This is a genomic window from Cellulomonas sp. ES6, assembly GCF_030053835.1.
GTDB lineage: Bacteria > Actinomycetota > Actinomycetes > Actinomycetales > Cellulomonadaceae > Cellulomonas.
Genome location: NZ_CP125655.1, coordinates 375,219 through 387,383 on the forward strand (window position 1 = coordinate 375,219; position 12,165 = coordinate 387,383).

The window sequence follows — 12,165 nt, forward strand, 5'->3', positions numbered from 1 at the left end:
TCGTCTCCCGGGTGATCCCGGTCGCTACCGTGGGCGCCGTGATCGTGTGGACCACCGCCTTCCTCGACGGCGGAGCAGCGGCCTGGCCCGCCACCCTCGACTTCTGGACGCGGGCGACCGCCACCCGGCTCTCGGCGCCCCGTGGCCCCGACGACGAGTTCGTCACCCTGCTGCCGGACGACGGCGTCGCGTTCCTGCGCGCGCAGCGCACCACCACCGGCGCGCCGCGCGTGCACCTGGACGTGCACGTCGACGACGTGCGGCGGGCGGCGGACGAGGCGGTCGCGCTCGGCGCCCGGCAGGTGCTGAGCGCCCGGCACGTCCTGCTGAGCTCGCCGGGCGGCCTGCCGTTCTGCGTGGTGGCGGCGGACGGGATCGAGGGACCCCGCCCCGCACCGCGGCGGTGGACGGCGCCGGACGGCCGCAGCCACACGAGCCTCCTCGACCAGCTCGCGGTGGACGTGCCCGCCGACCGGTGGGAGCCGGAGGTCCGGTTCTGGCAGGCGCTCACCGGGTGGGCGGCGCGTCCCCATGACCCCGGCGCGTCGCTGGTGCCGCTCGTCCGCGGGGACGGCATGCCGCTGCGGATCCTGCTGCAGCGTCTCGACGAGCCCACGGGTGCGGTGCGGGCCCACCTCGACGTCGCGTGCGACGACCGGCCGGCCGAGACCGCGCGGCACGTGGGGCTGGGCGCGCAGGTCGAGCGCGTCCGCGAGCGGTGGACCGTGCTCGTGGACCCGGCCGGGCGCCGCTACTGCCTGACCGACCGGGACCCGGCGACCGGCGAGGGCTGACGATCAGCGGCGCGGCCGGTCGACCAGCGCCGCCGTGCCCGCCGCGAGGACGCCGGTGACCAGGGCCACGGACGGCCAGGCGCCCAGGTGCGGCGCGAGCAGGTGGGACGCGACGAAGCAGCCCGCGCCGAGGACGAGCACCCCGGCGACCCGCGCCGGGCCGGCGGCCGGCAGCGCACGCCAGCCGCTCCACGCGACCCCCGCGACCAGGACGGCGCCGCCCACCGCGCGCACGCCCGTCGCCTGGGCGGCGGCGAAGCCCCCGGCGAGGGTGGCCGCCGCGACGACCGCCGTCGGGACCCGCGGCCACGGTCCCCGGGGCACCGCCGGGGTGGCCGAGCCGGTGCGGGAGGGGTTCGCCGGAGACGTCATGCGCCCATCCTGCCCCGGCCCACCCGTCGCGGCCTCGTCCGGGCCCGGCGCGCTCACCGCCGCCAGGCCCGGACGCTCCGCGCGGGTCAGACCTGCTCCTCCACGACCGCCCCGGCGAACTGCGACTGGTACAGCCGGTGGTAGGCGCCCCCGGCCTCGATGAGCGCCTCGTGCGTGCCCTGCTCCACGATCGCGCCGTGCTCCATGACGAGGATCAGGTCCGCGTCGCGGATCGTGGACAGCCGGTGCGCGATGACGAACGACGTCCGCCCCTCGCGCAGCGACGCCATGGCGTGCTGCAGCAGCCGCTCCGTGCGCGTGTCGACCGACGACGTCGCCTCGTCGAGGATCAGCACGGACGGCTGGGCCACGAACGCGCGCGCGATCGTGATCAGCTGCTTCTCGCCCGCGGACAGGTTCGCCGCGTCCTCCTCCAGCACGGTGTCGTACCCGTGCGGCAGGGAGTGGACGAACCGGTCGACGTAGGTGGCCTGCGCCGCGGCGAGGACCTCCTCGTCGGTGGCCGACTGCCGGCCGTAGCGGATGTTCTCCCGGATGGTGCCGGAGAACAGCCACGGGTCCTGCAGCACCATGCCCGTGCGGGCGCGGGCGTCGTGGCGGCTCAGCTCCGCGATGTCCTGGCCGTTGACGAGGATGCGGCCGCCGTCGAGCTCGTAGAACCGCATGAGCAGGTTGACCAGCGTCGTCTTGCCCGCGCCGGTCGGCCCGACGATCGCGACCGTCTGCCCGGGGCTGACGGTGAACGACAGGTCGGTGATGAGCGGCTGGTCCGGGCTGTAGGAGAACGACACGTGCTCGAACTCGATGGTGCCGTCGCCGTCGGCCGGCGCCGGGGCGTCCGCCGCGTCCGCGCTCTCCTCGTCCTCGTCGAGCAGCTGGAACACCCGCTCGGCCGAGGCCGTGCCGGACTGGACGACCGCGGCCATGCCGCCGAGCTCGGACAGCGGCTGCGTGAACATCTGCGTGTACTGGATGAACGCCTGCACGCTGCCCAGACGCAGGCTGCCGTTGGCGACCATCAGGCCGCCGAGCACCGCGATGCCGACGTACGTGAGGTTGCCGACGAACGACATGCCCGGCCAGATGATCCCGGACAGGAACTGCGCCCGGAACGACGCCCGGTAGAGCTCCTCGTTCTCCGCGCGGAACCGGTCGGCGAAGTCGCGGCGGCGGCCGAACACCTTGACGAGCGCGTGGCCGGAGAACGACTCCTCGACCCGGGCGTTGAGGCGGCCGACCTTGCGCCACTGCAGCCCGAAGGCCTTCTGGGACTTCGGGCCGATCACGCCGAAGATCACGCCCATCAGCGGCAGCGACACCAGCGCGACCAGGGCGAGCTGCCACGAGATCGAGAACATCATGACCAGCACGCCGATGACCGTGAGGATCGAGGTCAGCGCCGTGGACAGCGACTGCTGCATGGTCTGCGTGATGTTGTCGATGTCGTTGGTGACGCGGGAGATCAGCTCGCCGCGCTGCACGCGGTCGAAGTACGCCAGCGGCAGCCGGTTGATCTTCTGCTCGACGGCCTCGCGCAGCCGCCACATCGCCCGCACCATGACGACGTTGATGATGTAGCCCTGCCCCCACATGAGCAGGGCGCTCGCCACGTACAGCGCGAGGACGGTCAGCAGCAGGCGCCCGAGGTGGTCGAAGTCGATGCCCTGCCCGGGCACGAGCCGGTCCATGGCCGCGACCATGTCGGCGAGGCGGTCCTGCCCGTCGGCGCGCAGCCCGGCGACGGCCTGCTCCTGCGTGATGCCCTCCGGGAGCTGCCGCGACACGAAGCCCGTGAACACCGCGTCGGTCGCGCGCCCGAGGATGCGCGGGGCGAGCACGGTGAGCACGACGCCCGCGGCGCCCATGAGAGTCACGGCGACGAGCGCGAGCCTGTAGGGGCGCAGCAGCCCGAGCATCCGGCCGAACGACTCCTTGAAGTTGTCGGCCTTCCCGGGGGCGACGCCCTCCCACGAGTCGGACGCGATCCGCGCCTGCTCGCCGAGCTCGATCTCGAGCTTCTCGTCCTCGGTCAGCGTCTGGTCGCTCATCGGCCGGCCTCCACGGAGAGCTGGGACTCCGCGATCTCGCGGTAGGTCTGGTTGGTGGCGAGCAGCTCCTCGTGGGTGCCCAGGCCGGCGACGCGGCCGTCCTCCAGCACGAGGATCGCGTCGGCGTCGGTCACGGTCGAGACCCGCTGGGCGACGACGATCTTCGTGACCTCGGGCAGCTCGCGCCACAGCGCCTGCCGCAGGCGGGCGTCGGTCGCGAGGTCGAGCGCGGAGAACGAGTCGTCGAACACCAGCACCTCGGGCCGGCGCACGAGGGCCCGCGCGATCGCGAGGCGCTGCCGCTGGCCCCCGGAGACGTTGGTGCCGCCCTGCGCGATGCGCGCCTCGAGCCCGCCGTCCATCTGCGAGACGAAGTCGCTGGCCTGGGCGATCTCCAGCGCCCGCCACAGGTCGCCGTCGGAGGCGTCCTCCTGGCCGAGCCGGAGGTTGGACGCGACCGTGCCGGCGAACAGGAACGGCCGCTGCGGGACCAGGCCGATGCCGGCCCACAGGTCCTCGAGCGCGGCGTCCCGGACGTCGACGCCGCCGACGCGCACCGTTCCGCCGGTGGTGTCGAACAGCCGCGGGACCAGCGACACGAGCGTGGTCTTGCCCGCGCCCGTGGAGCCGATGACGGCGACCGTCTGCCCCGGCCGGGCCGTGAAGGTGATCCCCGACAGCACGGGGTGCGCGGCCTCCGGGTAGGCGAAGGTCACGTCCTCGAACGCGACCTCCCCCGGGCGGGGGCGCCCGCGCACGGGCTGCTCGGGCTCGGCCAGCGTCGACGTGCTCGCCAGCACCTCCGCGATGCGCTCGGCCGAGACGGCGGCGCGCGGGATCATCACCGTCATGAAGGAGGCCATGAGGACTCCCATGAGGATCTGCCCGATGTACTGCATGAACGCGAGCAGCGTCCCGATCTGCACGTTCCCGTTGTCGACCTCGATGCCGCCGAACCAGATCACGCCGACGACCGTGACGTTGAGGACGAGCATCGCCAACGGGAACAGCAGGACGAACAGCGAGCCGATCTTGCGGCCGACCACCATGATGTCGGTGTTCGCGACCCGGAACCGGTCGGCCTCGATCGACTCCCGGACGAACGCGCGCACCACCCGGACCCCCGTGAGCTGCTCGCGCATGATCCGGTTCACCGCGTCGAGCTTGCCCTGGTAGGACCGGAACAGCGGCACCATCCGGCTGATGATGAGGCCGGCCACCACGAGCAGGACGGGCACGGACACGGCGATCAGCCACGACAGCCCGACGTCCTGGCGCAGCGCCATGATCACGCCGCCGATGGCGAGCATCGGGGCGGACACCAGCATGGTCGCGCCCATCATGGTGACCATCTGGACCTGCTGGACGTCGTTGGTGTTGCGGGTGATGAGGGAGCCGGCGCCGAACTGCGAGATCTCGCGCTCGGAGAACCCGCTGACGCGCCCGTAGACGTCGTCGCGGATGTCCCGGCCGGCCTGCATGGCGGCGCGGGCGGCGAAGTACGTCGCGACGATCGCCGCGAGGATCTGCCCGAGCGACACGGTCAGCATGAAGGCGCCGGTGCGCCAGATGTAGCGGGTGTCGCCCTGGGCGACGCCCCGGTCGACGATGTCGGCGTTGAGGCTGGGCAGGTAGAGCATCGCGAGCGCGGAGCCGAGCTGGAACACCAGCACGCCCGCGAGGAGCCATCGGTAGGGACGCAGGTAGCGCCAGAGCAGTCGGGCGAGCACGGGGGTCTCCATGGTCGAGGCGGCGAGGTCACGGCCACGGCCGGTGGGGGGACCGTCCGTATCGGCGAGCACGAGGGTACGCACCGGCACCGACACTCTCCGCCGGTTTTCGCCTCCGGCGTCGCGGACGTGCGAACCGGGCGCCGGAGTCAGGGGCGCGGCGACGCCCGCCCGGCCGCACCCGGTGCACGGTCGCGAGCGCCGCCACGGGCGTGCACCAGCAGCACCGCCACCGCCCCGGCGGCCGCGACCGCTCCCGCACCGAGCGCGAGCCCGCCGTACCCGGCGGCCGCCAGCACGAGGCCCGCGAGGGCGCCGCCACCGGCTCCGGCGGCGGACATGAGCGCGTCCGACAGGCCCTGGATCGCCACGCGGCCGTCGCCCGGGACGGCCGCGGCGATGATGCTCGACCCGGCGACGGTCGCCGCGGACCACCCGAGGCCGAGCAGCACGAGGCCGGTCGTCACCACGACCGTGCTCGCCCCCGACGCGGCGGCGGCCAGGGCGGCGACGACCAGGACGCCCAGCCCCCCGACGAGGACGGCGAGCGGGCCGAGCCGGTCGCTCAGCCACCCCATGACCGGGGCGAGGGCGTACATCCCGGCGATGTGCAGGCTCACCGTCAGCCCGACCACGGTCACCGTCGCGCCGTGCCCCGCCATGTGGACCGGCGTCATGGCCATCACCGCGACCATGACCGCGTGCGCCACGACGACGCCGAGCAGCGCCGCGACGGCGCGCGGGAACCGCGCCAGCGTCGCGACGGCCAGGCGGAGCGGGACGTGGTGACGGACGCCCGTCTCCACCGAGGTGCCGCGCTCCGCCGCGCGCGCCACCTCGAGCGGGTCCGGCCGCAGGCCGAACCAGAGCACCGCGGTCGCCGCGAGCATGCCCGCGGCGGAGAACAGGAACGCGGCCCCGAGCTCCGGCAGCCCGGTGAGCCGCCCGAGCGGTCCCCCGAGCCCCACGAGGTTCGGCCCGGCCACGGCGCCCACGGTGCCGGCCCACACCACCAGCGACAGGTCCCGCGCCCGGGTTCCGGCGGTCGAGAGGTCGGTCGCGGCGAACCGGGCCTGGAGGTTCACCGCGGAGCCGGCGCCCATGAGCACGCCGCCGGCGACCAGCAGCGGGAAGCTCTCCAGCACGGAGGCGAGCACGAAGCCGAGGGCGCCCGCCGTCGCCACCACCAGCCCGGAGCTGAGGGCGGTGCGCCGGCCGCGGGCGAGGGCGAGGCGCGACAGCACGAGCGCCGCGACGGCGGCGCCGAGGGTCGCGGCGGTGGTCACCGAGCCGGCGACGGCCTCGCGGCCCGTCAGCTCGACCGCCAGCAGCGACCCGATCGACACCACCGACCCCGCGGCGAGCCCGCTGAGCACCTGCGCCCCCGAGAGGAGCACGATCGTCCGGCGCCGCAGCCCCGCGGGGATCCCGTCCGTCATCCGCCCGTCCGCTCCTCGCGCTCCGTCCCGGACGCGACAGGCCCGCCGCGTCCGCGGCACAGCGTGCCACGCGCGGCGGGCCCGGACCGTCTCCGGACCGGGGGTCACCGGCCGCCGAACAGGCGGGCGAGGAACCCCGGCTCGCTCACGTGGCCCTCGCAGCGCTGGGACTGCGGGACGCCGCGCATGACCTGGTCCACGTGCTGGCCGCAGCCGGACCAGGTGACCTTGCCGCACGTCCGGCACGTCACTGCCTGACACATGGGTGTACCTCCAGAGGGGTCGTGGGCCGGTGCCGGCCCGGGGGTCCGAGGGATCTCGGGGGTCGTGGTCAGCCGCGCGGGCAGGGGCCCGCGCTCAGGCGACGCGTGCCGGCTCCGGGACGACGAGCACCTCGTCCGCCGCGTCGCCGAGCCAGCCCCGCAGCGTCAGCATCCCGCCGGACAGGTGCGCGACGTCCGCGAACCCCTCCTGCGCGAGCACCCGCAGGGCCAGGTAGGAGCGCATGCCGGACTGGCAGTGCAGCCGCACCGGGCGGTCGCCGGCGGCCTCACGGATCTCGGCGAGCCGGTCACGCACCTGCGTGTGCGGGACGTTGAGCGCGCCGGGCAGGTGTCCGGTTGCGAACTCGGCCGGCGACCGCACGTCGAGCACGAACGCCCGCTCGAGCACGTCGTCGAGGTCGGCGGCCTGCCAGAGCCGGACGGTCCCGGTCGCCACGTTGTCCGCGATCATGCCGGCGAGGTTCACGGGGTCCTTCGCCGAGCCGTAGGGCGGCGCGTACGCGAGGTCCAGGTCGATGAGGTCCGCGGCGACGGCCCGGTGCCGCATCGCGGTCGCGAGCACGTCGATCCGCTTGTCCACCCCGTCCGCGCCCACCGCCTGCGCGCCCAGCAGCAGGCCGTCGCCGGTGCGGACGTGCAGCACCAGGTGCACCTGCTCGGCGCCCGGGAAGTAGCCCGCGTGGCTGCCGGGGTGCAGGTGGACGGTCTCGTAGCCGGTGCCCGAGGCGTCGAGCGCGGCGCGGTTCGCGCCCGTCATCGCGGCGGTCAGGGAGCCGACCCGCACGACCGCCGTGCCGAGCGGCTGCGGCAGGGTCCGGGCCGTCCCGGGCCGCAGGATGTCGTCGGCCACCAGGCGCCCGCCGCGGTTCGCCGGCCCGGCCAGCGCCACCGGTCGCCGCACGCCGGTGACCGCGTCGGTGCTCACGGTGGCGTCGCCGGTCGCCCACACACCCGGCAGGTTGGTCCGCCCGTGCTCGTCCACGACGATCGCGCCGCGCTCGCACGCCACCCCGGCCACCTCGAAGGGCGCCGTGTCGGGCCGCACGCCGACGGACAGCACCACCGTGTCGGCCGGCAGGCGCGTGCCGTCGGCCAGGACGACGACGTCGGCGTCGACGCCCTGCTCGACGGCCGTGGCCGCCACCCCGTCGTGCACCGTGATCCCGAGCCGGCGCAGCTCGGCGGTCACCAGGCTCGCGAGCTCGCGCTCGAGCGGCGGCAGCACGTGGTCCGCGAGCTCGACGACGTCGACCTCCAGGCCGCGCAGCCGCAACGCCTCGGCGGCCTCGATCCCGATGAACCCGGCGCCGAGCACGACCGCGCGCCGGGCGGCCCCGGGCCCCGTGACGGCGTCCCGCAGCGCCACGGCGTCGCCGACGGTGCGCAGCGTCGTCACCCGCGGCGACCCGATCCCCGGGACGGGCGGCACGACGGCGCGGGCGCCGGGCGCCAGCACCAGGGCGTCGTAGCCGATCACCTCGGTGCCAGACGGCGTCCGCACGGTGACGGCACGCGTGCCGGCGTCGAGGCCGACGACCTCGTGTCGCACGCGCACGTCCAGGTCGAGCGCCGCGGCGAGCGAGGCGGGGGTCTGCACCAGCAGGCTCTGCTCCCGCTCGATCTCCCCGCCGACGTAGTACGGCAGGCCGCAGTTCGCGAAGCTCGGGTGGTCCCCGCGCTCCAGCACGACGATCTCGGCGCGCTCGTCGAGCCGCCGGGCGCGGGCCGCGGCGCTCATGCCGCCGGCGACCCCGCCGACCACGACGATCCGCGTGCGGCGTGCCCCTGCGCCGCGCGCGGCACCCTCGACGACCTTCTCGCTCAGCATGCGACGGACTATACCCCCCGGGGTATCGCTCCGTCGAACGTGTCGGGCGCAGGGGCGGGACCGACGGGGCCGGTTGGTAGCCTCGCGAGGTGAGCTCGCCGCAGACAGACAGGTCAGGGCTGCCGGTCCGCCGGTAGCCCGCGATGCCCCCGCCCGTCCCCCCGGGGACCTGACGCGCCGACCCCTCGGCGCCGTCGCAGGAGCCCTCACGCATCCGGAGCGCCGGTGGCGCCACGCGCCTACCCCGTCACGTCCGCGCTCCGGAAGGTCCACCCGTGCCCGCTCTGCTCCGCCTGCTCGCCGTCGCCGTCTTCGCGCAAGGCACCTCCGAGTTCGTCCTCGCCGGCCTGCTCCCCGGCATCGCCACCGACCTGGGCGTCCCGCTCGCCCGGGCCGGCCTCCTGACCTCCGGGTTCGCGCTCGGGATGGTCCTGGGTGCGCCGGTCATGGCGGCCGCCGCGCGCCGCCTCGCACCCCGCTGGGCGCTCAGCGGGTTCCTCGCCGTCTTCATCGCCGCGCACGTCCTCGGTGCCGGCACCGGCAGCTTCGCCCTGCTGCTCACGTCCCGGGTCGTCGCGGCGGCGGCGAACGCCGGGTTCCTGGCCGTCACGCTCTCCACGGTGACCCGGGTCGTCCCGGCCGGCCGCCGCACCCGTGCCCTGGCGGTCGTCCTGGGCGGCACCACGCTCGCGCTCGTCGCCGGCGTCCCGGCCGGAGCCCTCGTCGGAGACCTCCTCGGATGGCGCGCGACCCTCGGGGCGATCGCCCTGCTCTGCCTCCCGCCGCTGGTCGCGGTGCTGGTCGCCGCCCCGGCACGCCCCGCGGCGGACGCGGGGACCGGAGCGGCCGGCACGATCGGCCGCGAGCTGGCGAGCCTGCGGGCACGCCCCGTCCGGCTGGACCTCGCCCTGACGGCCCTGGTCAACGGCGCGACCTTCGGTAGCTTCACGTACCTCGCCGCGGTCGCCGCCGGGCCGGCCGGCCTCACCGGCGGCGCGCTCCCCGCGCTCCTGGCCGTGTTCGGCGTCGGGGCCCTCCTCGGTGTCACGCTCGCCGGGCGGATCGGCGACCGGCACGGGCGCCGCCTCATCACCGTCACCGGGCCGGCCCTGGTCGCGGGGTGGGCACTGCTGACGTGGGCCGCGGACGCCCCGGTCGCGCTGTGGGTGCTCACACCGGTGCAGGGCGCGCTCTCGTTCGCGCTGGGCAGCACCCTGGTCGCGCGCGTCGTCGCCACCGCGGACGCCCCGACGATGGGCGGCTCCTTCGCGACGGCCGCGCTGAACGTCGGCGCCGTCGTCGGACCCGTCGGCGCCGGCCCGGCCCTCGACGCCGTCGGCGCCGGCGGCCCGTTCGCCGTCAGCGCGGCGCTGGTGCTCGCCGCGGTGGGCCTGTGGGGCGTCGTGACCGTGCGCGCACGGCGAGCCTCGCGGGCGGCGCGCGCGGACCGGCAGCCGGGAGGCCCGGCGGGAGACCGGCGCTGAGGGCTGCCCCGGACACGACGGAGCCCCGGCGGGAGGCTCTCCCGCCGGGGCTCTCTGGTCGGGCTGACAGGATTTGAACCTGCGACCCCTTGACCCCCAGTCAAGTGCGCTACCAAGCTGCGCCACAGCCCGATGGCCCCCGCAGGAGCCTCGGCAACTCTACCGTATGCGGACCGTGCCGCTGTCCCCCGCGGGCAGGTGGGAGCGCCACGCGCACGCGACCACGACCAGGCACGCCGTCGCGATCACGGCGCCGCCCAGGAACATCGCGGGGTACGCCCAGCGCGTCGAGAGCCAGGCGAGCACGGCCGGGACGAAGAACCCGAGGTACGCGACCGAGTAGTACACCGCGGTCAGCCCCGCGAGGTCGGCCGGCGAGGCGATGCGCTGCACCTCCGACAGCCCGGCCACGAGCGCCAGGCCGTACCCCGCTCCGAGCACGGCCGCGGCGAGCAGCACGACCGGCAGCGCGAGCGTGGCCGACGCCCAGGAGGCCAGCGCCATGCCCGGCACGAGGATCGCCAGCGCCACGACGGACGCGCGGGCGCTGTGCCGGGTGTCGATGAGGCGCGCGACGGACTGCACCGCGAAGCCGACCGCGAGGGTCACGACCGTGAGGAGCGCGGAGAAGGCGATCGGTACGCCGCCGGCGTGCGCGCGCATCAGCCCGGGCAGGACGGCGTAGGCGCTGCCGACGGCGCCGAACACCCACGGCGCGAGCGGCAGCACGACGCGCAGGAACCGGCGGTGGCCGACGGCCGGCACGCGCAGGTCGTCGCGCAGCCGGCCGCGCTCCGCCGGTGCGGCGTGGGTCTCGGGGACCGCCAGCACGGCGACCCCGGCCGCGACGGTCAGGGCCGCGTGCACGAGGTACGGCGTGCCGGTGCGCCACGGCCCCCACTGCGCGAGCACGCCCGCCAGCCCGGCACCCAGCAGGAACCCGGCGGTCAGGGCGAGCGACGCCCGCCGGGCACCGCTGCGGGGCTCCCCCGCCGCGGCGCTCAGCTCGGCGACCCAGGTCGTCCCCACGGCCATGACGAGGCCCAGCGCCAGGCCCGAGAGCACCCGGCCCACGGCGAGCGCCGGCACCGAGGCGGGCCCGAGCGCCAGCACGAGCGACCCGACGACGCCGAGCGGCGCGGCGGGCAGCAGCAGGGGCCGGCGCCCGAACCGGTCGGACAGGGGGCCGCCGACGAGCAGCGCGGGGACGATGCCGAGCACGTAGGCGCCCAGCAGCACGTTCACGGTCAGTGCGGACAGGTGGCTGACCTCGCGGTACATGACGAGCAGCGGCGTGAACTCGTTGCCGCCCCACGCGATGGCGACCATGAGCGCCGCGACGCGCCGCCAGACGCGAGGGTCGGCGGGGTCCGTCGCGCGGGCGGTGGCCGGCTCGGCCGCCGTGCGCACCTCGGCCGCCGTGCGCACCCCGGCCGCCGTCCGCACCTCGGCCGTCACCGCGCACCGCCGAGGTGCGCCGCGTGCAGGTGGGCGCGCAGCCGCTCGCGGAACCGCGCGGCGTCCCCCGCCTCGATCGCGGCCACCAGGCCCTCGTGCTCCTCGACGAACCCGGGCGCCCGCTCCCCCGACCGCCCGACGGACAGGGCGATCATGCGCTGCTGCCGCTCGCGCAGCGTCACCGCGAACCCGGTCAGCAGCGCGTTACCGCCTGCGGCGACGACCGCGAGGTGGAACGCGGCGTCGTGGTCCGCGTAGCCGTCGAGGTCGCCGGCGTCGACGGCCTCCTGCTGCCGCGCCAGCAGGTCCCGCAGCCGCGAGACGAGCGCCGTGCGCGCGGCGGCGTCGGTCGCGACCACGTCGACGGCGTGCGACTCGAGCAGCAGCCGGGCCTCGACCGCCGCCTCGGCCTCGCCGGGCGCGAGCGGGACGACCAGCGCGCCGCGCTTGGGGAACAGGCGCAGCCAGCCGTCGGCCGCCAGGCGCAGGAACGCCTCCCGCACGGGCGTGCGGCTCAGCCCGAGCTCGTCCGCGACCTCGCCCTCGCTGACCATCTCCCCGGCGGGGAGCCGGCCCGTGAGCAGGGCGTCCTTGACGTGACGGTAGGCGAGCTCGGCCGCGGGGGCCGCCGGCGCGGAGGGCCGTGCGAGATCCATGGGCACTACATGTATCTCAGTCGTGCACGACCACGCCCGACGCGTCCGCCC

10 protein-coding genes and 1 tRNA gene are annotated in these 12,165 nt (G+C 75.8%); 2 read left to right on the forward strand and 9 right to left on the reverse strand.

The annotated features are described in order from the left end of the window. The first annotated feature begins 38 nt into the window (after nt 1–38). A complete protein-coding gene (locus P9841_RS01840; RefSeq protein WP_283320425.1) occupies nt 39–794 on the forward strand; it encodes a VOC family protein in 756 nt (251 codons plus the stop codon). A gap of 3 nt (nt 795–797) precedes the next feature. Here the strand turns inward: P9841_RS01840 and P9841_RS01845 are convergent, their stop codons facing one another. The 6 genes from P9841_RS01845 to P9841_RS01870 all read right to left on the reverse strand — a co-directional run bounded on the left by P9841_RS01845 (nt 798) and on the right by P9841_RS01870 (nt 8,516). Next, nucleotides 798–1,166 (reverse strand): hypothetical protein, encoded by a 369-nt coding sequence (locus tag P9841_RS01845; protein ID WP_283320426.1) that lies wholly within the window; start codon nt 1,164–1,166, stop codon nt 798–800. A gap of 86 nt (nt 1,167–1,252) precedes the next feature. Then, the gene (locus P9841_RS01850) at nt 1,253–3,235 is read right to left on the reverse strand and encodes an ABC transporter ATP-binding protein (protein WP_283320427.1); all 1,983 of its coding nucleotides are present in this window, start codon (nt 3,233–3,235) and stop codon (nt 1,253–1,255) included. Then, nucleotides 3,232–4,965: an ABC transporter ATP-binding protein gene (locus P9841_RS01855; RefSeq protein WP_283320428.1), complete on the reverse strand. Its 1,734-nt coding sequence runs from the start codon at nt 4,963–4,965 to the stop codon at nt 3,232–3,234. The genes P9841_RS01850 and P9841_RS01855 overlap by 4 nt, the downstream gene beginning before the upstream one ends. A 149-nt stretch (nt 4,966–5,114) precedes the next feature. Beyond that, nucleotides 5,115–6,404 (reverse strand): MFS transporter, encoded by a 1,290-nt coding sequence (locus P9841_RS01860; RefSeq protein WP_283320429.1) that lies wholly within the window; start codon nt 6,402–6,404, stop codon nt 5,115–5,117. Nucleotides 6,405–6,508: 104 nt separating this feature from the next. Next, the gene (locus tag P9841_RS01865; protein ID WP_283320430.1) at nt 6,509–6,667 is read right to left on the reverse strand and encodes a DUF8730 family Cys-rich protein; all 159 of its coding nucleotides are present in this window, start codon (nt 6,665–6,667) and stop codon (nt 6,509–6,511) included. Between the two features lie 94 nt (nt 6,668–6,761). Further along, entirely contained in the window at nt 6,762–8,516 is a 1,755-nt protein-coding gene (locus tag P9841_RS01870; RefSeq protein WP_283320431.1) for an FAD-dependent oxidoreductase, read from the reverse strand. A 275-nt stretch (nt 8,517–8,791) separates the two neighbouring features. Here P9841_RS01870 and P9841_RS01875 point away from each other — a divergent pair, with 275 nt between their 5' ends. Beyond that, entirely contained in the window at nt 8,792–10,000 is a 1,209-nt protein-coding gene (locus P9841_RS01875; protein WP_283320432.1) for a Cmx/CmrA family chloramphenicol efflux MFS transporter, read from the forward strand. A 55-nt stretch (nt 10,001–10,055) separates the two neighbouring features. Here P9841_RS01875 and P9841_RS01880 read toward each other — a convergent pair. The 3 genes from P9841_RS01880 to P9841_RS01890 all read right to left on the reverse strand — a co-directional run bounded on the left by P9841_RS01880 (nt 10,056) and on the right by P9841_RS01890 (nt 12,114). Next, a tRNA-Pro gene (locus P9841_RS01880) sits at nt 10,056–10,132 on the reverse strand. Between the two features lie 27 nt (nt 10,133–10,159). Next, complete coding sequence (locus P9841_RS01885; RefSeq protein ID WP_283320433.1) at nt 10,160–11,458, reverse strand: MFS transporter; 1,299 nt, start codon at nt 11,456–11,458, stop codon at nt 10,160–10,162. After that, nucleotides 11,455–12,114 (reverse strand): GntR family transcriptional regulator, encoded by a 660-nt coding sequence (locus tag P9841_RS01890; RefSeq protein ID WP_283320434.1) that lies wholly within the window; start codon nt 12,112–12,114, stop codon nt 11,455–11,457. Before P9841_RS01890 ends, P9841_RS01885 begins: the two co-directional genes overlap by 4 nt. Nucleotides 12,115–12,165: the final 51 nt, after the last annotated feature.